The 24037-nt window shown below is 70.2% G+C and carries 18 protein-coding genes and 1 pseudogene; 7 read left to right on the top strand and 12 right to left on the bottom strand.

What is annotated here, in order from left to right:
* The first annotated feature begins 34 nt into the window (after window positions 1-34).
* Together GQF42_RS41175 and GQF42_RS41170 are read left to right on the top strand one after the other, a co-directional pair.
* On the top strand, window positions 35-844 hold the full coding sequence (locus tag GQF42_RS41175; protein WP_158928609.1) for an IclR family transcriptional regulator: 810 nt from the start codon (window positions 35-37) through the stop codon (window positions 842-844).
* Between the two features lie 123 nt (window positions 845-967).
* Window positions 968-2512 (top strand): AMP-binding protein, encoded by a 1545-nt coding sequence (locus GQF42_RS41170; RefSeq protein ID WP_158928607.1) that lies wholly within the window; start codon window positions 968-970, stop codon window positions 2510-2512.
* 103 nt (window positions 2513-2615) lie between these two features.
* Here the strand turns inward: GQF42_RS41170 and GQF42_RS41165 are convergent, their stop codons facing one another.
* From GQF42_RS41165 to betA, 6 genes are all read right to left on the bottom strand, one after another.
* A complete protein-coding gene (locus GQF42_RS41165; RefSeq protein WP_158928605.1) occupies window positions 2616-5054 on the bottom strand; it encodes a GcvT family protein in 2439 nt (812 codons plus the stop codon).
* Window positions 5055-5262: 208 nt separating this feature from the next.
* Window positions 5263-6228 (bottom strand): ABC transporter substrate-binding protein, encoded by a 966-nt coding sequence (locus tag GQF42_RS41160; RefSeq protein ID WP_158928603.1) that lies wholly within the window; start codon window positions 6226-6228, stop codon window positions 5263-5265.
* A gap of 13 nt (window positions 6229-6241) precedes the next feature.
* Window positions 6242-8218: an ABC transporter permease gene (locus GQF42_RS41155; RefSeq protein WP_158928601.1), complete on the bottom strand. Its 1977-nt coding sequence runs from the start codon at window positions 8216-8218 to the stop codon at window positions 6242-6244.
* The gene (locus tag GQF42_RS41150; protein WP_158928599.1) at window positions 8218-9309 is read right to left on the bottom strand and encodes a quaternary amine ABC transporter ATP-binding protein; all 1092 of its coding nucleotides are present in this window, start codon (window positions 9307-9309) and stop codon (window positions 8218-8220) included. Before GQF42_RS41150 ends, GQF42_RS41155 begins: the two co-directional genes overlap by 1 nt.
* Before the next feature lie 20 nt (window positions 9310-9329).
* Window positions 9330-10799: an aldehyde dehydrogenase family protein gene (locus GQF42_RS41145; protein ID WP_158928597.1), complete on the bottom strand. Its 1470-nt coding sequence runs from the start codon at window positions 10797-10799 to the stop codon at window positions 9330-9332.
* A gap of 114 nt (window positions 10800-10913) precedes the next feature.
* Window positions 10914-12584 (bottom strand): choline dehydrogenase, encoded by a 1671-nt coding sequence (betA, locus tag GQF42_RS41140; RefSeq protein WP_158928595.1) that lies wholly within the window; start codon window positions 12582-12584, stop codon window positions 10914-10916.
* 153 nt (window positions 12585-12737) lie between these two features.
* Here betA and GQF42_RS41135 point away from each other — a divergent pair, with 153 nt between their 5' ends.
* The gene (locus GQF42_RS41135) at window positions 12738-13535 is read left to right on the top strand and encodes an IclR family transcriptional regulator (RefSeq protein WP_158928593.1); all 798 of its coding nucleotides are present in this window, start codon (window positions 12738-12740) and stop codon (window positions 13533-13535) included.
* Between the two features lie 71 nt (window positions 13536-13606).
* Here the strand turns inward: GQF42_RS41135 and GQF42_RS41130 are convergent, their stop codons facing one another.
* The 5 genes from GQF42_RS41130 to GQF42_RS41110 all read right to left on the bottom strand — a co-directional run bounded on the left by GQF42_RS41130 (window position 13607) and on the right by GQF42_RS41110 (window position 18299).
* On the bottom strand, window positions 13607-14740 hold the full coding sequence (locus GQF42_RS41130; RefSeq protein WP_158928591.1) for an aromatic ring-hydroxylating oxygenase subunit alpha: 1134 nt from the start codon (window positions 14738-14740) through the stop codon (window positions 13607-13609).
* Between the two features lie 60 nt (window positions 14741-14800).
* Window positions 14801-15967, bottom strand: a complete 1167-nt coding sequence (locus GQF42_RS41125; protein WP_158928589.1) for an NAD(P)/FAD-dependent oxidoreductase — start codon at window positions 15965-15967, stop codon at window positions 14801-14803.
* Window positions 15964-16326 (bottom strand): bifunctional 3-phenylpropionate/cinnamic acid dioxygenase ferredoxin subunit, encoded by a 363-nt coding sequence (locus GQF42_RS41120; RefSeq protein ID WP_158928587.1) that lies wholly within the window; start codon window positions 16324-16326, stop codon window positions 15964-15966. Before GQF42_RS41120 ends, GQF42_RS41125 begins: the two co-directional genes overlap by 4 nt.
* A 255-nt stretch (window positions 16327-16581) precedes the next feature.
* Entirely contained in the window at window positions 16582-17217 is a 636-nt protein-coding gene (locus tag GQF42_RS41115; protein WP_158928585.1) for an MBL fold metallo-hydrolase, read from the bottom strand.
* Window positions 17214-18299 carry an S-(hydroxymethyl)mycothiol dehydrogenase gene (locus GQF42_RS41110; protein WP_158928583.1) on the bottom strand — a complete coding sequence of 362 codons (1086 nt, stop codon included), beginning with the start codon at window positions 18297-18299 and terminating at the stop codon, window positions 17214-17216. The genes GQF42_RS41115 and GQF42_RS41110 overlap by 4 nt, the downstream gene beginning before the upstream one ends.
* A 426-nt stretch (window positions 18300-18725) precedes the next feature.
* Here GQF42_RS41110 and GQF42_RS41105 point away from each other — a divergent pair, with 426 nt between their 5' ends.
* The 3 genes from GQF42_RS41105 (at window position 18726) to GQF42_RS41095 (ending at window position 21316) form a co-directional block, all read left to right on the top strand.
* A complete protein-coding gene (locus tag GQF42_RS41105; RefSeq protein ID WP_158928581.1) occupies window positions 18726-19715 on the top strand; it encodes a hypothetical protein in 990 nt (329 codons plus the stop codon).
* A 273-nt stretch (window positions 19716-19988) separates the two neighbouring features.
* Entirely contained in the window at window positions 19989-20771 is a 783-nt protein-coding gene (locus GQF42_RS41100) for a hypothetical protein (RefSeq protein ID WP_158928578.1), read from the top strand.
* An 86-nt stretch (window positions 20772-20857) separates the two neighbouring features.
* Window positions 20858-21316 carry a PPOX class F420-dependent oxidoreductase gene (locus GQF42_RS41095; protein ID WP_158928576.1) on the top strand — a complete coding sequence of 153 codons (459 nt, stop codon included), beginning with the start codon at window positions 20858-20860 and terminating at the stop codon, window positions 21314-21316.
* Window positions 21317-21357: 41 nt separating this feature from the next.
* On the opposite strand, the pseudogene GQF42_RS41090 reads toward GQF42_RS41095, so the two are convergent.
* Window positions 21358-21682: pseudogene (locus GQF42_RS41090) on the bottom strand (acyl-CoA dehydrogenase family protein); the annotation flags it as partial.
* A gap of 639 nt (window positions 21683-22321) precedes the next feature.
* Between GQF42_RS41090 and GQF42_RS41085 the strand changes: the two are divergent.
* Window positions 22322-24034 (top strand): ABC transporter permease, encoded by a 1713-nt coding sequence (locus GQF42_RS41085; protein WP_158931202.1) that lies wholly within the window; start codon window positions 22322-22324, stop codon window positions 24032-24034.
* The last annotated feature ends 3 nt before the right edge of the window (window positions 24035-24037 follow it).

Below are 24037 nucleotides of genomic sequence, written 5' to 3'. Positions count from 1 at the left end.
GGGTTTCGGACACGCCAGTGCGTATAGTTGCGCCATGAGCAACAACGTTGCAGATGGCGAAACAGCAGGCTCGTCGGCCGGCGGGGTGCAGTCCGTCGACCGTGCCGTCAGTGTCCTGGAGATCCTCGCCCAGCGCGGCGAGGCGGGCGTCAGCGAGGTCGCCGCCGAGATCGACGTCCACAAGTCGACCGCGTTCCGCCTGCTCGGCGCGCTCGAGGCACGTGGCCTGGTCGAGCAGACGGCCGAGCGGGGCAAGTACCGGCTGGGGTTCGGGATCGTACGCCTCGCGGGCGCCGTCACCGGCCGACTCGACGTCACCCAGCAGGGCCGGGTGGTGTGCGAGCGGCTGATAGAGGAGATCGGCGAGACCGTCAACATCGCGGTCCTGCAGGAGCATTACGCGGTCAACCTCTACCAGGTGCGCGGTCCCGGCGCGGTCGGCACACACAACTGGGTCGGGCAGCTCACCCCGGTGCACGCCACGTCCAGCGGCAAGATCCTGCTGGCCCACCTGACGACGAAGCAGCGGGCCCGTGTGCTGGCGGCCTCCGGGCTGCGGAAGCTGACCCCGCACACCCTGACCGCCAGGACGAAGCTCGAGAAGAACCTCTCCGAGGCCCGCGAGCGCGGCTACGCGGTGACGCTGGAGGAACTGGAGATCGGGCTGCACGCCGTGGCCGCCCCGATCCGTTCCCGTGACGGCGAGGTCATCGCCGCCCTGAGCGCGTCCGGGCCGGCGTACCGCTTCACCGAGGAGCGCCTCCACGAACTGGCGCCCGTACTGATCAAGGGCGCGGAGGAGATCAGCCACCGGATGGGTTACCTGGGCCGGACCCCCACCTGACCCGGCCGCGGCAGGGCTCATGCTCCACAGGTCATGAGCACATGGCCTATCAGGTCGTGGAAGGTATGAACGGTCGGAACTAGCGTCGAGGGCGTCCACCGGTTCCGACACGGGAGAAGAGACATGAGTCGGCAACACGCCACCGCGGGCGGCGGTTTCCTCGGCTATGTGGAGACCATCCTCGACGTGCTCTCCGCCGAACCGTCACGGGCGGCCGTCACGACCGCCGAGGGGCTCGTGATCAGCGCGGGCGAGTTCCGGGACCGGGTGCACCGGCTCGGCGGGGAGCTGACGGAGCGCGGGGTGGGCCGCGGCGCCACGGTCACCCTGCTCACCGGCAACACCGCCGAGGCGCTCGTCGCCCGCTATGCCGCCAATCTGGCCGGGGCCCGGGTGGTCTGCCTCTACGAGGGCACGAGCCCGCCCGTCATGGCCCGCGTGATGGCGAGCGTGGACTCCTCCCTGCTGCTCGTGGACGGCCAACGGATCGACGCTGCACAGGAGTTGTCACAGCTCCCCGGCGTCCCTCCGGCGCTTTCCCTGGGACCGGGCGGCTTCGCCGAGGACGTCCTGGCCGCGGCCGCCCGGCGCCCGGCGCGGCCGATGGCCGCTCCCGTGGGCCCGGACGACGACTGGTGCATCCGGCACACCGGCGGAACCACCGGCATCCCCAAGGGCATCCGGATGACCCACGGCCCCTACCGGCGAAGCCTGGACCACCCGCTCACCGGCGCCGGTGACCCGCCCCGCTTTCTGGCCTGCACCTCGCTCGCCCACCTCGCCGGCATCTTCGCCGACCGGGCGCTCCACCAGGGCGGCTCGGTGGTCCTGCGGCACGCTTTCGAGCCCGCGGACGTGCTGGCCGCGATCGAGCGCGAACGCATCACCCACATCTGGCTGTTGCCGCCCCTGCTCTACCAGTTGCTGGACCACCCGGAGCTGCCCCGCACCGATCTGTCCAGCCTGTCCCGGATCAGCTACGGCGGCACCGCCGCCTCACCGGCCAGGCTGCGCCGGGCGGCCGAGGTCCTGGGGCCCGTGCTCTACGGCCTGTACGGGCAGTCCGAGGCGCAGATGATCACCGAGGCTCGCCCCGAGGACCACGAGGTGACCGGCCCCGGCGGACAGCTGACGGTCGGCAGGGCCCTGCCCGGCGTGGAGATCGCCGTCCGGGACGCCGACGGCACCATGCTGCCCACCGGGGAACGCGGCGAAGTGCAGGTGCGCTCGCCCTATGTGATGCAGGGCTACTGGAGGCAGCCTGAGCTGACCGCCGAGGTGCTGCGGGACGGCTGGGTGCGCACCGGTGACGTCGGCCTGCTCGACGAGCACGGCTACCTCTACATCGTGGACCGGATCAAGGAGATGATCGTGGTCGTAGGGGGCCATGTCTATCCGGCGGAGCTGGAGGACCTGCTGTTGGGCCACCCGGCCGTCGCCCGGTGCGCGGTCTACGGCAGCCGGGACGAGGAGTCGGTGGAACACGTCCACGCCGCTGTCGTGCCCGTCGACGGACAGCGGCCCACCCTGCAGGAGATCCGCGACTTCGTCACCGCGCGCAAGGGCCGCCTCTGCGCTCCCGACGCCCTGCACCTGGTGCCCGCCATCCCGCTGACGGCGGCGGGCAAGCCGGACAAGCGGCTGCTGCGCTCCCGGTTGTCCGGCTGAGTACGGCGGCCCGCCCGGGCCGGCTGCCGTCATCGGCGAGGGCCGTCAACTGTGCCGTTTGCCCGGCGAGTTCGCCTCGGACCGCCGTGTTCCTTCCTCTCCGCTAGCCGCGCAGGCGGGACATGGACGGGTCGAACAGCGGCTCCTCGGCGACGACGGCCTCGATGCGCTGGTCGAAGTAGCCGATGTGCACGGCGGTGCCGGGGGTGGCCAGCTCCGCCGGGAGCCAGGCGTAGGCGATGCCCTTGCCGACGGTGTAGCCGTAGGCGGCGCTGGTGACGTAGCCGACGGCGCGGTCGCCGTCGTACACCGGCTCCTTGCCCATGACGACCGCCTGCGGGTCCTCGATGGTGAGGCAGGACAGCCTGCGCCGTACGTCCGCCTTGCGGCGCACCAGCGCGTTCCTGCCGATGAAGTCGCCCTTGTCGAGCCTGACGGCGAAGCCGACGCCGGCCTCGTAGGGGTCGTGCGCGTAGGTCATGTCGGTGCCGAAGGACCGGTAGCCCTTCTCCAGGCGGAGGCTGTTGAAGGCGCCGCGGCCGGCGACGATGCCGCCGAGCGGTTCGGCCGCGGCCCACAGGGTGTCCCACAGCTTCTGGCCCAGGTCGGCGGTGGTGTACAGCTCCCAGCCCAGCTCGCCGACGTACGACAGACGCATGGCCGTCACCGGGACGCTGCCGATGTGGGCGTGCCGGGCGCGGAAGTACTTGAGGCCGTCGTTGGAGAAGTCCTGGTCGGTGAGGGGCTGCAGCACCTCGCGGGCGAGCGGGCCCCACAGGCCGATGCAGCAGGTGCCGGCGGTGATGTCGCGGACCTGGACCGTGCCGTCGGCGGGCAGGTGGCGGGTGAACCAGTCGAGGTCGAGGTTGCCGTTGGCTCCGACCTGGAAGCGGTCAGGGGCGAGACGGGCGACCGTGATGTCACTGCGGATCCCGCCGTCGTGGTCCAGGAGCAGGGTGTACGTCACCGAGCCGACGGACTTGGCGACCTTGCCGGTGACCAGCCGCTCCAGGAAGCCGCCGGCACCGGGGCCGCTCACCTCCAGGCGCTTGAGAGCGGTCATGTCGTAGAGGGCGACCTTCTCACGGGTGACCTGGGCCTCGGCGCCGACGACGCGCGACCAGTAGCGTGCGGCCCAGTCGTTGGGGGCGGGGATGTCGCGGCCCTCGGCCAGGGGCGCGTTGGCCTCGTACCACTGGGGGCGCTCCCAGCCGTTCGCCTCCAGGAAGAACGCACCGTGTTCCTGCTGGCGGGCGTAGAAGGGGCTGGTGCGGATCGGACGCGGCTTCCCGGACGGCTGGAGGGGGTGGAGGATGTCGTAGACCTCGACGAAGTTCTGGCAGTCGCGGGCCAGGACGTACTCCGGGGACAGCTGGTGCGGCTCGAAGCGGTTGACGTCGCACTCGTGCAGGTCGAAGGAGGAGCAGTGGCCGTCGACCAGCCATTCGGCGACGGCCCGGCCGACGCCCGCCGAGTGGGTGACCCACACGGCCTCGGCGACCCAGAAGCCCTTGACGTCCGGGGACTCGCCGAGCAGCGGGTAGCCGTCGGTCGTGAAGGAGAACAGGCCGTTGATGCCCTCCTCCACCTTGGCTTCGCGGGTCGCGGGCAGCAGGGACTTCGTCTCGGTCCAGGCGTCCTCGAAGTCCTCCTCGGTGAACTTCAGGACCGAGGGCATGTCCTCGGCCTCGTCCACGGAGAGGATGTCGTCCGCGCAGACCGGCATGGGCCGGTGGCCGTAGTAGCCGATGCCGAGGCCGTCGAAGCGGTCGCGGTAGTAGAGGTCGGCGTCCTGGTGGCGCAGGATCGGGCGGACCGCCTCCTCGGTCTGGCCGGCGAGGGCGGGGACCGGGCCGGTCCAGGCGAGCTGGTGGGCGAGCGGGGTGAGCGGCAGGTTCATCCCGGCCATGCGGGCGATCTTGGGGCCCCAGATGCCGGCGCAGCACACGACGATGTCGGCGGGGATCTCGCCCTGGTCGGTCAGCACGCCGGTGACGCGGCCCTCGTCGTGCCGCACGTCGAGGACCTCGTGGCGGGCCAGGAAGCGCACTCCGCGCCCGGTGGCCCGGCGGATCTGTGCCTCGACGGCGAGGACGGCCTTGGCGAGACCGTCGGTGGGGACGAGCAGACCGCCAAGGACCCTGTCCCGGTTGACCAGCGGGTGCTGCTCCACGCATTCGTCGGGGGTGAGCAGGCGTGCCTCGATGCCCCAGGCAGTGATCCAGCCGTGGCGGCGGTGGAGTTCGGCGAGGCGCTCGGGACCGGTGGCCACCTCGAGCCCGCCGACCTGGAGGAAGCAGGGCTCGCCGTCGACCTCGAGTGAGCAGAACTTCTCCACGGTGTAGCGGGCCAGCTCGGTCATGGTCTTCGAGGGGTTCGTCTGGAAGACCAGGCCGGGGGCGTGCGAGGAGGATCCCCCGGTGGCCGGGAGGGGGCCCTGATCGACCACGGTCACTTCGGTCCAGCCGCGTGCGGAGATCTCGTCCGCCAGGGCCGCTCCCACGACACCCGCTCCGATGATCACCACTCGGGGTCCCGCCATCGCCCAACCTCCGAACTTGAGACCGGTCAAGTTGCTGTGTGCGCAACGCGATTCAGGCTGCGCAACTCAATGTGCCCGTCGCCGGGGAGGGGTGTCAAGGGGGCGGTGACGTCGCAGAACAGGCCGGAACACGGCAACGCCCGGCAGGCGGTGCGCACATGGGTGCACCGCCTGCCGGGCGTGTTCGACCGGCAGCCTCCGGCCCCTGCTACTTCAGCCAGGCCTTGACCTTGTCGGGGTTCGCGTCGACCCACTTCTTGGCCGCGGCGTCGTCCGACATCTTGTCCACCGCGATGTACTTGGCCACCGTGTTCTGGTCGTCGTTCGTCCAGTTGAAGTTCTTCACCAGGTTGTACGCCGAACCGCCCGACCTGGCGAAGCTCGAGCTGACGATCTTGTCGAGGTTGTACACCGGATAGTCGCAGGCGACCTTGGCCGCGTCGGCGTCGCATCCCGCCTTGTACGTCGGCAGGTTCACCTTGACCAGCGGCACCTCGGACATGAACCACTGCGGCTCGTAGAAGTAGCCGATCACCCACTGCTTGTTCTTCTCGGCTGTCCGGTACGCCTGGATGAGCGCGGTCTCGCTGCCCGCGTACACCACCTTGAAGTCGAGCTTCAGGTTCTTCACCAGCGCCGCGTCGTTGGTGACGTACGACGGGTCGCCGTCGAGGAGCTGGCCCTTGCCGCCCGATTCGGAGGTCTTGAACTCGGCCGCGTACTTGTCGAGGTTGTGCCAGTCGGTGATGTCCGGGTGGGCCTTGGCCAGCCACGGCGGCACGAACCAGCCGATGACGCCCTTGTTGCCGGTCTGGCCCGCCTCGACGGCGGTCTTCTGGCCAGTGATGTACTTCTTCTTCAGATCGTCATGGCCCCAGTTCTCCAGGACGGCGTCGACCTCACCGGTCCCGAAGCCCTGCCAGGCGATCTCCTCCTTCAGGTCCTTCTTGTTGACCGTACAGCCGAGGTCGTGCTGCGCGACGTACGCGACGACCGCCGCGTCCGCCTCGTAGCCCACCCACGGGTTGACGGCCAGGTTGAAGGTGCCGCACTTGCCGCCCGAGGCCTTCGAGCCCGCGGCGGTGCTGTCGCCGACCTTCGCCCCCGAGCAGGCCGTGAGGGTGAGGCCGAGGACGGCCAGGCCGGCCGCGCCGGCTCGCCAGTGTCTTGCCATGGTGTCGTGCTCCTTATGCCCTGGTGCGTCGCGCCGCAGCCTGAGTGATCCGGTCGAACATGACTCCGAGCAGTACGATGGCGAGCCCCGCCGCCAGCCCCTTGCCGTACAGCTCTCCCTGCGAGAACCCGGCCACCACGTCGTAGCCGAGTGCTCCGGCCCCTACCAGGCCGCCCACCACCACCATCGACAGCACGTAGATCAGGCCCTGGTTGGTCGCGAGGGTCAGGGCGCTGCGTGTCATCGGCAGCTGGACCTTGGTGACGATCTGCCAGGTGTTGCATCCGGCCGAGGTGGCCGCCTCCACGGTGGACTCGGGCACGTTCCGCACACCGTCCGCGATGATCTTGATCGCGACGGGTGCCGCGTAGACGACGGCCGCGACGATCGCGGTGAACCGGGTGGCACCGAACAGCGCCAGGAACGGCACGAGATACACGAAGGGCGGCATGACCTGCGCGGCGTCCAGGGTGGGCCGCACCAGCCGGTCCACGAGCGGGCTGCGTCCCATCCACACCCCGAAGACGACACCGAGCAGCATCACCAGCACCGTGGCCACAGCGGTCGAGGCGAGGGTGGTCATGCTGTCCGACCACACGCCCGTACCGACCAGCAGCCCGACGCACACGGCGGCCGTCACCGCAGCCCACCGGCCGCCGAGCACCGCGCCGAGCGCGACCAGGGTGACGCCGACGAGCCACCACGGGGACTCGGTGAGCAACGTCTGGAAAGGATTGAGCAGGCCGTTGGTCAGGGCGTCCCGGATGGCGTTGGTCAGGCCGGAGAGGTGGTCCTGCAGCCAGGTGGTCGCGGTGTCGGCCGCGCTCGCGATGTGACTGCCGGTGCTGCCGTTGCCGGGGAACTCGGCCGCCCAGACGTAGGTGTGGGACAGGTAGACCAGGACGGCCGCCGTGATCCCGCCGGCCACCAGCAGCGGCCGGCGCCACTTCAGGAGCCGGCCGCCGGCGCGGCGGGCCGCGTCGGCGCGCCCGGCCGCCGCCGTGGTGACCCGGTCGAGCACGATGGCCATGACGACGATGGCGAGGCCGGCGTTGAAGGCGGTGCCGACATCGAGGGACTGCAGGGCCTGGACGACGGTCTTGCCGAGGCCGGGCGCGTCGATCAGGGCGGCGATGGTCACCATGGCGAGGGCGGCCATGATGGTCTGGTTGACGCCCATGACCACGGTGCGCTTCGACAACGGCAGCAGCACTTTCAGTAGTTGCTGCGTTCGTGTCGTGCCGAGCGAGTCCGCCGCCTCGACGGTGGTCTCGGGCACCGACCGGATGGCGTGTGCGGTGATGCGGATGGCGGGCGGTGCCGCGTAGATCACCGTGGTGATCACGGCGGAGGCCCCGCCGATGAGGAAGATCAGGGTCAGCGGGGCGAGATAGACGAAGGTCGGCATCGTCTGCATGAAGTCCAGGAAGGGCGTCATGATCCGGTTGAACCGGTCGGAGAGACCGGCCCACACGCCGAGCGGGATGCCGATGAGCAGCGCCACGAGGACCGCCGACAGGGTCAGCGCCAGGGTGTCCATGCTCTCCTGCCACAGCCCCTGCAGCCCGAAGAAGGTGAAGCCGGCCACGGCCAGCAGGGCGACCCGCCAGTTGCCGACGGCCCAGGAGACGTAGCCGGTGATGCCGACCACGCCGAGCCAGCCGACCTGCGGGACCGGGCGGTTGCCGGTGGGCTGCGAGATCAGGGACTGCACGAAGGTGACCAGGTGGTCGATGGCCAGCCGGATCTCGTTGAAGAAGTACAGGAAGAGCGGGTTGGAGTTGCGGTTGGCGCCGATCGTGTCGTTGACGTCGTTCAGCCAGTGGTGCAGGCCGGTGAGGTCGGCAGCCGCGAGGGTCAGCGTCTGCCGGCCCCGCAGCACGGCGAAGAGCACCAGCCACAGGACGAGGATCCCCGCGACCGCCATGGGGCGGCTGACCTTCTGGCGCAGGGTCGCGACCGGCGTGGTCACGTCGGCGGCGACGGCCATCACGCACCGCCTTCCCGACCGGCGACGACGGAGAGGATCTCCTCGTCGCCGACGACTCCGAGCAGCTTGCCGCCCTCGACGACCTTGACCGGTCTGTCGGCGGCCAGTACAGCCCGGGTGGCCTCGCGGACCACGACGTCGGGGCCCAACTCGGGCCCGTCGAGGGCGTCTTCCGGTTCGGCCGGGCGCATGATCCAGCGCAGGGTCAGGACGTCGCCGCGGGGTACGTCCTTGACGAAGTCGCGTACGTAGGCGTCGGCGGGTGCGCCGACCAGTTCGTCTCCGGTGCCGCACTGGACCATCTTGCCGTCGCGCATGATCAGGATGCGGTCGCCCAGCTTGAGCGCCTCGGAGAGGTCGTGGGTGATGAACACCATGGTCTTGCCGACCTCGTGGTGCAGGCGGATGACCTCGCTCTGCATGTCGCGGCGGATCAGCGGGTCGAGTGCGGAGAACGGCTCGTCGAAGAAGAGGACGTCGGGGTCGCCGGCCAGGGCGCGGGCGAGTCCGACGCGCTGCTGCATACCGCCGGAGAGCTGGTCGGGATAGGCGTTCTCGTATCCGGCCAGGCCCACCAGTTCGACGACCTCCAAGGCCTTCTTGGTGCGCTCGGCCTTGCCCATGCCCCGGATCTCCAGGCCGAACGCCACGTTGTCCACGACCTTGCGGTGCGGCAGCAGGCCGAAATGCTGGAAGACCATGGAGAACTTGCTGCGCCGCAGTTCGCGCAGCCGCCCCGGGTCGGCGTCCCGGATGTCCTCGCCCTCGAAGACGACCTCCCCGGCCGTCGGTTCGATCAGCCGGGTCAGACATCGCACCAGGGTGGACTTGCCGGAGCCGGACAGGCCCATCACGACGAACACCTCGCCGGGCGAGACCTCGAAGCTCACGTCCCGTACGGCGGCGGTGCAGCCGGTGCGGTCCATCAGCTCGCGGCGGGTGAGACCGCACAACTCCGTGGAGCCCGGCACCGCGTCGGCCTTCGGCCCGAACACCTTCCACAGCCGGCGCACGGAGATGACCGGGGTGCGCTCCTGCGGGTCCTGGGACGTGTCGCGCCGCCGCGACACCTCGGTCTGTGCTGGGGTCACGATCGACCTCTTTTCGGCGTTCAGCCGCGGAACCAGTGCTGCGGCCGGGGTTGGATGTTCTGCCAGACGTGCTTGGGCTCCCGGTATTCGTCCAGGCCGGTCGGCCCCAGTTCACGGCCCACGCCCGAGTGCCCGAATCCACCCCACTCCGCCTGCGGCACATAGGGGTGGTAGTCGTTGATCCACACGGTGCCGTGGCGCAGCCGGCGGGCGACCCGCTGGGCCCTGCCCGCGTCCTGCGTCCAGACGGCACCGGCGAGGCCGTACTCCGTGTCATTGGCGATGCGCACGGCGTCGTCCTCGTCGTGGAAGCGCTCGACGGTGAGCACGGGGCCGAAGGACTCCTCGTGCACCACGCGCATGTCCTGCCTGCACTCGTCGAGGACGGTGGGCGGGTAGTAGAAGCCGTTCGCCAGGACCGGGTTGCCGGGACGCGCGCCGCCGCAGCGCAGCACGGCACCCTCGGCGAGGCCTGCCGCGACATACGCCTCGACCTTCTCCCGGTGCTGCGCGGAGATCAGCGGGCCGGTCTCGGCGCCGGGGTCGAAGGGCCCGCCGAGGCGGATGTGCTTCGCGCGGCGTACCACCTCGTCCACGAAGGCGTCGTGGAACGAGTCCTCGACGATCAGGCGGGCGCCGGCCGAGCAGACCTGCCCGGAGTGCAGGAAGACGGCCGTGAGCGCGAAGTCGACAGCGGTGGCGAAGTCGGCGTCGGCGAAGACGACGTTGGGATTCTTGCCGCCGAGTTCCAACGCGACCTTCTTCACCGTCGCCGCGGCGGTGGCCATGATGTGCCGCCCGGTCTCCAGGCCTCCGGTGAACGACACCATGTCGACGGCCGGGTGCTCGGCCAGGGGCGCCCCCGCCTCGGCTCCGGCGCCCAGGACGAGGTTGGCGGCGCCCGCGGGTAGTCCGGCTTCCTCCAGTGCCTTCATCAGCAGGATCGAGGTGGAGGGCGTCAGCTCGCTGGGCTTGAGGACGAGGGTGTTTCCCGCGAGCAGGGCCGGGGCGACCTTCCACGAGGCCTGCAGCAGCGGGTAGTTCCAGGGGGTGATCAGTGCGCAGACCCCGACGGGCTCGTGGGTGACGCGGCTGAGCGCGTCGGCGCGGCCGGTGTCGATCACCCGGCCGGCGCTGGTGCCGGCGATGCCGCCGTAGTAGCGGAAGCAGGAAGCGACGTCGGCGATGTCGTACTCGCTCTCGACCAGACGCTTGCCGGTGTCGAGGGACTCGGCGCGGGCGAACTCCTTGGCGTCGCGCTCGAGGATGTCGGCGGTACGCAGCAGCAGTGCGCCGCGCTCACGCTCGGGGGTCCGGGGCCAGGGGCCGAGGTCGAAGGCCCGCCGGGCCGCGGCGATCGCCGCTTCGGTGTCGGGGCGTGTGGCCTCCGAGACCGTCGCAACGAGCGTGCCGTCCGCGGGACAGCGGATCTCCCGGTGACCGCCGGCCACCGGATCACACCACTGCCCGTCCACATAGAGATCTGCCATGCGCCGCGCCCTTCGAACAGAATTCGTTGCGCATTGTGCACTGCATTGCTTGTGGTGGAACACCCTGGCCGAATGGGCCGACACCCGTCAAGGGGTCGGCCGATCCCGGCAGGGCTACCCGGCCTGCTTCTGGGCGTCGCGGTGCCGGTAGTACACCGCCTTGGAGGGCGGCAGCGGCTCGTTGCCGAGGATGAGGTCGGCCGCCTTCTCGGCGGTCATCATCACCGGGGCGTAGATGTTGCCGTTGGTGACGTACGGCATCACCGACGCGTCCACCACGCGCAGCCCGTCGAGTCCGTGCACCCGCATGCTCAGCGGGTCGACGACGGCCATCTCGTCCGTTCCCATCTTGCAGGTGCACGAGGGGTGCAGGGCGGTCTCGCCCTCCCTGGCGACCCAGGCGAGGATCTCCTCGTCGGTCTCGACGGAGGGTCCGGGCGAGATCTCGCCGCCGTTGTAGGGGGCGAGGGCGGGTCGGCCGAGGATCCTGCGGGCGACGCGGATCGCCTCGACCCACTCGCGGCGGTCCTGCTCGGTGGAGAGGTAGTTGAAGCGCAGGGCGGGCTTGTGCCGCGGGTCCCGGCTCTTGATCTTCACCGATCCGGTCGCGTCGGAGTACATGGGCCCGACGTGCACCTGGTACCCGTGGCCACCGGCGGGCGAGGAGCCGTCGTAGCGGACGGCGACCGGCAGGAAGTGGAACATCAGGTTGGGATAGTCCACGTCCTCGTTGCTGCGGGCGAAGCCTCCGGCCTCGAAGTGGTTGGTGGCCGCGGGCCCCTTCCCGAACAGCCACTGCAGGCCGATGAACGGAGCCCGCCACTTCGCCATGTATGGCTGCACGGACACCGGTTGCTTACAGGCGTACTGGACGTACACCTCCAGGTGGTCCTGCATGTTCTCGCCGACACCCGGCAGGTCCTCGACGACGTCGACCCCGAGGGCGGACAACTCGGCGGCGTTGCCGACGCCGGAGAGCTGGAGCAGCTGCGGCGAGTTGACGGCGCCGCCGCACAGGATGACTTCACCGGCGCGGACCTGCTGGGGTGCGCCCCGGCCGCGTCGGAACTCGACACCGACCGCCCGCCTGCCCTCGAAGAGCACCCGGGTGACGAGCGCCCGCGTCGTCACGGTGAGGTTCGGCCGCTTCATCGCGGGCTTGAGGTACGCCTTCGAGGCCGAGAGCCGACGCCCGCGGTGGACGTTGCGGTCGAACTTGGCGAAGCCTTCCTGCCGGTAGCCGTTGACGTCGTCGGTGGGGGCGTAGCCCGCCTCCGCGGTGGCCTCGAGGAAGGCGCTGAAGAGCGGGTTCGTGGCCGGGCCGCGTTCGAGGACGAGAGGGCCGTCATGACCGCGGAACTCGTCGTCCGGGTCGGCCGCCAGGCAGTTCTCCATGCGGCGGAAGTAGGGCAGACAGTGGGCGTAGTCCCAGCTCTCCATGCCGGGGTCGGCGGCCCAGCGCTCGTAGTCCATCGGGTTGCCGCGCTGGAAGATCATGCCGTTGATGCTGCTGGAGCCGCCGAGTACCTTGCCCCGGGCGTGGTAGATGCGCCGGCCGCCCATGTGGGGCTCGGGCTCGGACTCGTACTTCCAGTCGTAGAAGCGGCTGCCTATGGGATAGGTCAGTGCCGCGGGCATGTGGATGAAGACGTCCCAGGGGTAGTCGGAGCGGCCCGCTTCCAGCACGAGCACACGGTTTGCGGGGTCGGCCGAGAGCCGGTTCGCCAGTGCGCTGCCGGCCGATCCGCCCCCGACGATGACGAAGTCGTAGTGCAGGGGAGCCATGGAGCCTCGCCTTCGCTCGCGCCGTCGATGACGCGCGGCATGCTAGTACGGGTATCGCTATATGCACCAGGTTGCGAACAACGCAACTTGTAAGATCTCTGCTCCCTCCGCGTTACTTGCAGGAGTGTTGTTTACTGCGCGTATAGTTCCGTTATGAGCAACTACAGTCCGGATACCGAAACCAGCGGGGCACCGTCGGGCGGGGTGCAGTCCGTCGACCGGGCCATCAGCGTCCTCGAGATCCTGGCCCAGCGCGGCGAGGCGGGCGTGAGCGAGGTGGCCGCCGAGATCGACGTCCACAAGTCGACCGCGTTCCGGCTGCTCGGTGCTCTGGAGGCGCGCGGCCTCGTGGAGCAGTCGGGCGAGCGGGGCAAGTACGCGCTCGGCTTCGGGATCGTCCGCCTGGCGGGCGCCGTCACGGGGCGTATCGACATCACCCAGCAGGGCAGGCCGGTGTGCGAGCGGCTGGCCGAGGAGATCGGCGAGACGGTCAACATCGCCGTGATGCAGGAGCACTACGCGATCAACCTGTACCAGGTGCGCGGCCAAGCCGCCGTCACCGCGCACAACTGGGTCGGCCAGCTGACCCCGTTGCACGCCACCTCCAGCGGCAAGATCATGCTGGCCCATCTGCCCGCCAAGAAGCGCGCCGCGCTGCTGGCGGAGGCGGGCCTGAAGAAACTGACCCCGCACACGATCTCCGCGAAGACGAAGATCGAGAAGAACCTCGCCGAGGCCCGCGAGCGCGGGTACGCCTGGACGCTGGAAGAGCTGGAGATCGGGCTGCATGCCGTGGCCGCGCCTATCCGGGACCGGGAGGGCCGGGTCATCGCGTCCATCAGCGCCTCCGGGCCGGGGTACCGGTTCACCGAGGAGCGGATGCACGAGCTGGCTCCGGTGCTCGTCAGGGGCGCGGTGGAGATCAGCCACCGCATGGGATACCTGGGCTGAGCCCGCAGAGCACGACCGCCGCGCGGCTCGCGCCAGCCGCTCACGCGGGCCAGGGGCGGCCCTTTTTCATCTCACTCCGGCCGGCGCGTACCGAGTCGCTCGTTCACCCATGCGTGGAAGGCGCCGATGTGGTGCTCGCTGGGCACGAGCACGCCGCCCTTGGCGTACAGCCGTGAACTCATCCCCGGCTGGGTGCGCTCGCAGGCCTCGAAGTCCTGGCGGTTGACCCGGTCGAACAGCTCCACGGAGCGGCGGACGTCCTTGCCGCTCGCCACGACGTGCGGCAGGTAGAGCCAGTCGCACTCCACCACCGTGCGGTCGTGCGCCATCGGGTACATGCGGTGGAAGATGACGTGGTCGGGCACGAGGTTGACGAAGACCTGCGGTTTGACGGTGATCGCGTAGTACCGGCGGTCCTGGTCCTCGGAGACTCCCGGTATGCGGTCCAGGCCCGCGGAGCCGTCGACGGTGAACCCCCGGACCTCCGCGCCGAACTGCGCACCGTGGCCGACGTAGTACTGCGCCGCGTAACCGTCGGCGAACTCCGGCAGGACCTCGGTCAGTTCGGGGTGGATCGTGGCACAGTGGTAGCACTCCATGAAGTTCTCGACGATGAGCTTCCAGTTGGCCTTCACGTCGTAGACGATCCGCCGGCCCACCGAGAGGTTCGCGATGTCGTAGTGCTCGATCGACTCCACGTCGCCCAGCCGCTCGACGACGGCCCCGATCACGTCCTTCTCGAAGGACGGCGGGTTCTCCGCCAGACACACCCAGACATAGCCCAGCCACTCCCGTGCGGCCACGCCCACCAGGCCGTACTCGGTGCGTCCGACGTCGGGCATCCTGGTGAGGTTGGGCGCCGCGACGAGCTTGCCGTCCAGGTCGTACGTCCAGGCGTGGTACGGGCATTGGAAGGCGCGCCTGACCTCGCCGGCCTCGTCGGTGCAGAGCCTGGCCCCACGGTGTCGGCAGACATTGAAGTAGGCGCGGATCGAGGTGTCCCGGGCGCGGGTGACGAGGATGCTCTCGCGGCCCACGTCGACGGTCCGGAAGGCCCCGGGTGTGGCCAGGTCGGACGAGCGCGCGACACAGAACCACATCATCTCGAAGATGTGCTCCTGCTCCTGGGCGAAGATGCCGGGGTCCGTGTAGGCGGAGCCGGGAAGCGTGGGGATCAGGCTGTCCGGCAGTCTGGTCGAGGTCACGGTGCACTCCTCGGGAAACGTCGTGGCGTCAATACGTCGGTACGTCGATCCATGGACGAGTCAGGACCCGGCCGCCGCGGTGAGTTGTCTGCGCCAGCGGGTGAACAACCGCGGCTGGTTCATCCCGAGCACGGCGAGGGGCCGGCCCGCCCGCCGGTAGACGGCGAGGAAGCTGCGCTCGTCGGCCGAGCCTTCCTCGACCGTGACGCTGTCCGCCCCGGCCGCATGGCCGGCGAACTGGATCTTCACTCCGTACTGGTCCGACCAGAAGTACGCGGGCCGGGGCGTGCCCGGCTGGGCGGCATCACCCGCGAGCAGGGCGGCGACGGCGGCATCCGGCCGTTCCAGCGCGCCGGTCCAGTGCTCGACCCTGCGGTGGGCTCCGGTGTGCGGGTCGTACCAGTTGGCGCAGTCACCGACGGCGACCACCCCGGGCACGTTCGTGCGGCCGTCCGCACCGCACTTCACGCCGTTGTCGAGCGCGACGCCGGATCCCTCGAGCCAGTCGACACAGGGGCGCGCACCCACGCCGACGACGACGGTGTCGGCGGGAATGGTGCGGCCGTCCTCCAGCAGTACGGCATCGACGAGGTGCTCCCCGCTCAGCCCCTTGACGCCCACGCCGCACAGCAGCCGTACGCCGTGGTCCGTGTGCAGGGCGGAGACGACCTCGCCCATGTCCGGGCCGAGCGGACCGGCCAGCGGGGTCGGGGCCGCCTCGACCACGGTGACGTCGAGGCCGAGGGCGTACGCCGTGGAGGCGACCTCGGCGCCGATGAACCCGCCGCCGATCACCACCACCCGGCCGCCCCGGGCCAGTTCGTCCCGCAGGGCACGGGCGTCGTCCAGCGTACGCAGCACATGGACTCCGGCCAGTCCCTCGCTGCCGGGCAGGGTGCGGGCGGCGGCGCCGGTGGCGATGACCACGCCGTCGGCCCGTACCGTCCGGCCGTCGGCGAGGCGGATCGCCCGCGCGGTGCGGTCGAGTCCGATGGCACGGGCGCCGAGCAGCCACTGCGCCTCGAGGTCCTCGTCGTCCCGCTCCAGAGCCAGTTCCGCCTCGCCGATGGCCCCGGCCAGGAACTCCTTGGACAACGGCGGCCTGTCGTACGGACGGTGCAGTTCCTCGCCGACGAGGACAAGCCGGCCGTCGTAGCCCCGCTTGCGCAACGAGCGCGCGGCCGACAGTCCGGCCAGGGAGGCGCCCACGACGGCCACGGTCCTCACGCGGGGCCTCCGGCCAGGCGGGCGGCGATGCACGGCGGCAGGTTGGGGGCCTGCGTGGACAGCCGTACGTGGATCATGCCGTCCTCGACGACGACCTCGTGGGTGCGGACCGGGAGCTTGGCCGGGGGTGCGTCCACGGCTCCGGTCCTCAGGTCGAACGTCGAGGCGTGCAGGGGACATTCCACCTCGCAGCCCTCCAGCCAGCCGTCGGCGAGCGACGCATCCTGGTGGGTGCAGGTGTCGTCGATGGCGAAAAGCTTGCCGTCGTCGGTGTGGAAGACCGACACCGGCGGGTCGATGTCGAGCCGGTGAGCCTCACCTCGCGGCAGATCCGCGAGACGGCACGCGGGAATCATCATGACACCTCGGTGCGTATAGCGAAACGGATTGCGATGAGCGCAACGTCAGTGTGCTGGCGGCCCTGAAGGGTTGTCAAGGCGTCGACAGGCCGGGGTGTGCGGGGTTCGACGGCGGTTTTCGGGCATCTCGAAACGACCTCGAAAGCGCAGGTCAGCAAGGGAGACAGACGCCTCGCAGGGCGCACCGGCGGTCCCGCCGCCGGTGCCGTCCGCGCAGGTACGGCACCGGGGTGGGGCCGCTCGTCGGCCGGGCGGTCAGAAGCCGCGGTCGATCCACTCCTGAAGGTGCGGCGCCTCGGCGCCGACGGTGGTGGTGTCGCCGTGACCGGTGTGCACGACGGTGTCGCCCGGCAGGGTCAGGAGGCGATCGCCGATCGAACGGATGATGGTCGGGAAGTCGCTGTACGACCGCCCCGTCGCCCCCGGCCCGCCGGCGAACAGCGTGTCCCCGCTGAAGAGCGCGGACAGCCGCGGGGCATGCAGGCACACGGCTCCGGGGGCGTGGCCCGGGGTGTGCAGCACGGTCAGTTCCACTCCCGCGACCGTGAGGGACTGCCCGTCGGTCAGCTCGGCGTCGGGCGCCCGGTCGGGATGGGTCTGTTTCCACAGCTCCAGATCGCCGGCGTGCAGCAGGACCGGCGCTCCGGTCCGGGCCGCGAGTTCGGGCGCGGCGGCGATGTGGTCGTTGTGCGCGTGCGTGCACACGATCGCCCGCAGGGCGCGTGCGCCGAGGGCCCGCACCACGGCCTCGGCGTCGTGCGCGGCGTCGACGACGATCGCCTCGGTGTCGTCGCCCACGATCCACACGTTGTTGTCGACGTCCCAGCAGCCACCGTCCAGTGTGAACGTCCCCGAGGTGACGAGGCGTTCGATGCGGGCGCCGGCCGTCACAGGACCACCACCGAGCGGAGCACATCACCGCCGCGCATCCGCTCGAACGCCTTCTCCACGTCCTCCGGCGCGATGGTCTCGGTGACGAAGGCGTCCAGGTCGAGGCGGCCGCGGAGGTAGAGGTCGATGAGCATCGGAAAGTCGCGGGAGGGCAGGCAGTCGCCGTACCAGGACGACTTGAGCGCCCCGCCCCGGCCGAAGACGTCGAGCAGGGGCAGCTCCAGCCTCATCTCGGGCGTGGGCACGCCGACCAGCACGACCGTCCCGGCGAGGTCACGGGCGTAGAAGGCCTGCCGGTAGGTCTCCGGGCGCCCGACCGCGTCGATCACGACATCGGCGCCGAAGCCCGCGGTCAGCTCGCGCACCGCGTCGACCGCGTCCGTCCTGCTCGAGTTGACGGTGTGGGTCGCGCCCAGCCTCGTCGCCGTGGCCAGTTTGCGGTCGTCGATGTCCACGGCGATGATCTTCGCCGCTCCGGCCAGGTTCGACCCGGCGATCGCCGCGGCTCCCACGCCGCCGCAGCCGATCACGGCGACGGTGTCACCGCGGCCGACGTTGCCGGTGTTGACGGCCGCGCCGATGCCGGCCATCACACCGCAGCCGAGCAGTCCCGCGGCGGCGGCCGAAGCCGCCCGGTCGATCCTGGTGCACTGCCCGGCCGCCACGAGTGTCTTCTCGGCGAAGGCGCCTATCCCCAGGGCGGGCGACAGCTCCGTGCCGTCGGTCAGGGTCATCTTCTGCCTGGCGTTGTGGGTGTTGAAGCAGTACCAGGGCCGGCCGCGCAGACAGGCCCGGCACTGGCCGCACACCGCACGCCAGTTGAGGATCACGAAGTCGCCCGGCGTCACGTCCGTGACGCCCTCGCCCACCGCCTCCACCACACCCGCCGCCTCGTGGCCCAGCAGGAAGGGGAAGTCGTCGCTGATGCCACCGTCGCGATAGTGCAGATCGGTGTGGCAGACCCCGCAGGCCTCGATCCTGACCAGCGCCTCCCCCGGGCCCGGGTCGGGCACGACGATCGTCTCCAGACCGACAGGTGCGCCCTTGCTTCGCGCGACGACAGCACGGACCTGCTGAGTCATGGCCACTCCTCGGCTCACAGCGGGCGGGATGTTGCCTATAGCGGCACACATCTCGCGTGTCGCAACACAGCATCGCGGAGGCCGAAGCGGCGGTCAAGAATCGCGCCCCCGGCACGCGTACCTGCTCCGGGCCGGCATCCGAACTTCCGGAAGAGCTGCGCGGTGAACGTCGTCAGTTGGGTCCGTGATCGCAAAGGCTCATCAGATCTCGCCTCCCGCCTGTCCGGGGTGATCGCCGTCATGGGAGGGGGACGACGACCCTACGTCCGCTCAGCTCGACCGGTGCACGGGCCTCACGGTTCCTCAAATTCCCCTGCCTGTCGGCGCCGACGGGCAGCCTCGCGGGCTCCTGCATGGCACAGTGCTGTGGTGGCGGAGCGTCACTGCGCCGCGCCGGACCACACGGCTCATTGGGGGGCGTGGATCGTGAAGTGGATCAGCGGCCGGAGAGGATCGGGGTCGGACGAGCGCGGGGGGCACGACTTTCACTACCGTCTGCAGATCGAACGGCGCCACGGCGGCTGGGTGGACCCGGTCCACCGAGGCAGCGGCGCCCTCGTCGACGGGTGCCACGGGGTCGTTCGCGCGTCCGAGGAGGAACTGGCGGCCGTCGCCGTGCAGATCATGGAGCGCTCCGGCGGAAGTTGGCGCAACTGCCGTGTCGTCTTCGTCTCCGGACAGCGAGGCACGGGCGAAGTCCTGCGCGACGAGGACGTGTTCGGGGTCGTCGCACAGAAGGAGAGCGTGTTCGTCCCCGGTCCGGCCCACCCCGGCTTCGTCCCGTCGGACCAGCCCCCGTTCGAGCCGCAGCCGCAACCTCAACCGCGGACGCTCGACGGCGCGCCACGACAGCACCACGGTCTCGCCGACCGCCAGATCGTCGAGTGCGGCTCCTGCCGCACCGACATCACCGTGCGCCTGGCGGAGCGGGGCGCCGTACTGGTGCCGGCCCCGGAGAACCTGCGCGGCACGGCCCTGATGTGCGGGTTGTGCTGCCGGCTCCTCTGCGTGGACTGTCTGGTCCCCGTCGTGGACCTGCCCTTCGATCCGCGGTACTCGACGTGCGATCGCTGCGGAGGCGTCGTGGGACCGGTGCCGGAGGCCGCCGCGCAGGCTGCCGGCACGGACACGCCGCCCCTGCCCTCCAGGACGTTCGCCGACCACTCGGCCACCGAGGTGATCGACTGCGTCGTCGCGTGCCGGCGCACCGGTCTGCGTGCGGACCGGACCGTGCAGTACGTCCTCGACGAGCTGCGCCGCGAACACGGCGATCCCGCGCACCCGTTCGCCGCCTCACTGGAACGGCTGGCCTATGGCACGGCCGGCCCCGCGCTGTACCAGGAGTCGATGGAGTCCGACGAGGTGGCGATCGTGGACGCGATCCTGCGGCGCCTCGCCGACGCGCTCAGGAACTAGCCGACCGCACGGGCCGAGTCCATCGAGCCGAGAGCGCCTATTTGTCTGCTTCGTCCAACTCGCCCGACCAAGACTGCTGGAGGATCTGCGGTGTCAGGACTGGAGGGTCATGGAACGGATTCGGCTGCCGGACAGCGCGCGAACTGTCCGCATGCCCCACACGATTTCTCGTGCGGCCCCGCCCACCGTGGTCTCTGCGCACTGGCGCACCGGGGCGCCTGCGAGGCGGTGCATCCGATCTGCCCGGCGTGCCACACCGCCCATCCCGATGTCGTGGTCCCCTCCATCGCCCGCGCCGTGGCGCAGGACGGCGAGCGCGTCGCGAGCTGCAGCAAGTGCGAGCAGCGTGTGTTCCACTACGACGCCGAGCTGTTCTGCTCCGTGTGCAGGTGGCTCGTGCCGGACGTCAACGACCGGTTGGCGGAGCGCTATGCGGCCACCGGCGGTGCCTGTGCCCCGGATGAGGGAGCATGCCCGGGCTGCCGCCAGTCGGGGGCAGGGCCCGCGGTCGTCTTCCCGGTCATGTGTCCGGAGTGCGGCGCAAGCCATCGGATCAGTCAGCGCGACGTCAGCCTGACGACCGGAGCGACCCTGCGCTGCGACTGCCACTTCCCGATCACCATCCCCACCGACGTGTGGTGCCCTGGGTGTCGCCTCAACCTGCGCGGCCTCCAGAAGATCTCGGCCCTGATCAAGAAGGCGAACGAGCCGGACAGCCGGGTCGGGGACAGCGTCAAACAGCCGCCCCTGGACCGGACGGCCCGGCGGGTGATCGGGCTCGCCTGCGCGGGCGAGCGCTGGTCCCGCACCGTCTGCCCCGCCCGGCAGGGCCAGCTGCTCGACGGCGACCACCTCGACATGCTCCTGTTCAACGACGGCCAGATCGCGGACTGGATCCTCGACCAGGTCAAGCTCCGTTCGCTGGGGCACCGCCTGCACCGGGACGGCGGGATGGCCCTGATGGCGGCCGTGGCCCAGCGGGTCGGCGCGCTGGACCACGGGGTGCTGCGGCTCGTGGACATGGTGTGGGACGGCATCGGCGACTGGCAGGGCTGACCCGGCGGGCACGGTGGATCAGGCCCGTGGTGCCATGTCGTGGACGTGCGTGGAATGAAGGGGCAGCCATGGAAGTTGATCAGATCATGACTGGAAACCCGGGGCCTCGCACCTTGTCCGACGAGGCACTCTCCGACCTCCTCGGCAAGCAGCAGTTCGGCACCCTCGCGAGCGTCAAGCGCAGCGGCCACCCCCATCTGACCACCATGCTCTACCACTGGGACGCCGAGGCGCGCATCGTGCGCTTCTCCACGACGGCCGACCGCGTCAAGGTCCAGCACCTGCGACGCGACCCGCGTGCCGCGCTGCACGTACAGGGCGACGACGTGTGGTCGTTCGCCGTCGCGGAGGGCGAAGCCGAGATCTCGGAGACCACGACGGTCCCTGGCGACCCCGTGGGACGAGAACTGCTCGGAATGATCCCTGAGGCCGCGAAGCCCGAGGATGAGGACGCGTTCCTGCAGCAGCTCGTCGCCGAGCGTCGGGTGGTCATCCGATTGAAGGTGGACCGCCTGTACGGCACGGCGTTGGACATCAACGGCTAGAGGGCGCACAGGGTGTCATGGATGACGGCTGACGGCGTTGTTCACGCGTCGAGTCCGCCGCGCTCGCCCAGCCGGCCGGCGATGACGTGTCGCTGGATCTCGTTGGTGCCCTCGCCGACGATCATCAGCGGTGCGTCGCGGAAGTAGTGCTCGACGTCGAACTCGGTCGAGTAGCCGTAACCGCCGTGTATGCGAACCGCGTTGAGGGCGATCCGCATGGCCGTTTCGGAGGCGAAGAGCTTGGCCATGCCCGCCTCCATGTCCACTCGGCGTCCGGCGTCCGCCTCCCGGGCCGCGTTGAGCGTCGGGCGGCGGGCGGCAGGCGGCGGTGAGTGAAGTGGCCATGTCGGCCAGACAGGTGCCGATCCTCGGCAGCCGGCGGCGCTTCTGCTCCCCGGTGCCGAAGTACACCAGCATGTTGGCGACGACGGCGTGGCCGCCCCTCGCCCCGGCGAGGTGGTGCAGTGTCACTCGGGCCGCTGGGCTGCTGGGCTGCTGAAGCGTCCGGCTCGGACCCACCGTCTTCCGCCGTCACGAGCGGGATCTCACCCACACCGGGTTGGCGGTGTCGCGCCGGCGGTGAAGCCGGAGCCGTATTTGCACATCGACGCAACAAGGGGCACACTCTGGGAGTCGGGCCCCGTGTGTGCTGAGTGCGGGCGGGGCGTAGCCGCATCACGGAACGGAGGCAGCCATGGGTGCAGACCCTCCCAGTCCGCGCTGCCTCCAGGGCATTCGCTGACTCTCACCAGCCGGGGCCGTGCGCCCCAGCTTTCCGCGCCGGGTACGGCCTCAGTCTCGATGAGGCGACGGTGGACGCCTGGGCGGGCCTTTCTTCCTTATCTGTAATTCCCATGCTGCCTGGGTGACCCCTGTCCTGCCGTCGGTGCGTTGGCCACGGCCGGGCATGCCGGCCTGCCCAGAGTGGGGGCGGAGGTCTTCGTGATGTCGATCCGTACGGACAACAAGCCGACCGAGACGGTGGAGGTGGAGCGTACGCCGCTGATGGCGCGGCTGCCAGGGCGCCTGTCCCGGTTCTCCTGGGTGGACGCGGCGGTGGCCGCCGGCGTGCTGGTGATCCTGTATGTGGTGCTGCGCGTGGGGCACGGCACCACCGTCGCCTTCAGCACCCACCACAACGTCCACGTCGACACCGATCCGGCGCGGCTGCCGTACGACGCGGCCCGTTCACTGTTGCGGATGTTCGCCGCGCTCGCCCTGTCGATCGCGTTCACCTTCGCCTACGCCTACGCCGCCGCCAAGAGCCGCAGACTGGAACGGATCCTCATCCCGGCCCTGGACATCCTGCAGTCGGTACCGGTGCTGGGCTTCCTGACGGTCGCGGTGACGGGGTTCATCGCGCTGTTTCCCGGCTCGATGCTGGGCCTGGAGTGCGCGTCGATCTTCGCGATCTTCACCTCGCAGGCGTGGAACATGACGTTCGGCTTCTACTCCTCCCTCACTTCCCTCCCGCGTGAACTCGACGAGCTGTCACGGTCGTTCGGCTTCACCCGCTGGATGCGGTTCTGGAAGGTGGAGGTCCCGGCCGGCATGATCGGCCTGGTCTGGAACGGCATGATGAGCTTCGGCGGCGGCTGGTTCTTCCTGGTGGCCTCCGAGGCGATCAGCGTAGACAACCAGCGGTACGCACTTCCCGGCGTCGGCTCCTACGCCGGTGCCGCGATCACCGACGGCGACCTCGGCAAGGTCGGCTGGGCCATCCTCACCATGGCCGTAATGGTGATCGGCGTGAACTTCCTGTTCTGGCGGCCACTGACCGCGTGGGCGGAGAAGTTCAAGAACGAGCAGTCCGAGGCGAGCGAGATCCAGCGGTCCGTCGTGCTCGACTTCCTTCGCCGCTCGCACTGGCCGCAGTTGCTCGGCCGGGCGCTGCGCCCGGTGGGACGTGCGCTGAGCACCGCCGGCCGGGTCCTCGGGCGCGACGACCGCCCGCTCGTCGTCGACCGCACGCGACAGCGCACCGGCGACTTCGTCTTCACCGTGGTCGCCGGCGGGCTGATCGTGTGGGGTCTGATCAACCTCGGTCATTACCTGCACGACCGCACCGGCCTCGGCGTCTTCGGCGAGCCGCTGCTGCTGGGTCTGGCCACCCTCGCCCGGGTGGTGGTCCTGGTCGCCCTGGCCACCGTCGTCTGGGTACCGGTCGGCGTGAGGATCGGCTTCTCGCCCCGGCTGACCCGGATCGCCCAGCCGGTCGTCCAGGTGCTGGCGTCCTTCCCTGCCAACTTCCTCTTCCCGCTGGCCGTGTGGTTCTTCCTGAGGTCCGGCCTGTCCATCAACATCGGCGGCACGCTGCTGATGGCGCTCGGCGCCCAGTGGTACATCCTGTTCAACACCATCGCCGGCGCCATGGCCATCCCGAGCGACCTGCGCGAGGCCATGGACGACCTGGGCGTGAGCGGCCGGCAGCGGTGGCGGCGGCTGATCATTCCGGGGATCTTCCCCTCGTACGTCACCGGCGGGATCACCGCCTCCGGCGGCGCCTGGAACGCCTCGATCGTCTCCGAGGTGGTCACCTTCGGCGGCACCACCCTGACGGCCACGGGCCTCGGCGCGTACATCGCGAAGGCCACCGAGAGCGGCGACTACCCGCACCTGATCGCCGGGGTCGCGGTGATGAGCCTGTACGTCGTCGGGTTGAACCGGCTGCTGTGGCGGCGCCTGTACCGGCTGGCCGAGACCCGCTACTCCCTCTGAAAT

This window comes from Streptomyces broussonetiae (assembly GCF_009796285.1).
In the GTDB taxonomy this organism is placed as follows: domain Bacteria; phylum Actinomycetota; class Actinomycetes; order Streptomycetales; family Streptomycetaceae; genus Streptomyces; species Streptomyces broussonetiae.
Note: the sequence above shows the minus strand (reverse complement) of the source record. Positions and strands in the feature narration are given on the sequence as shown.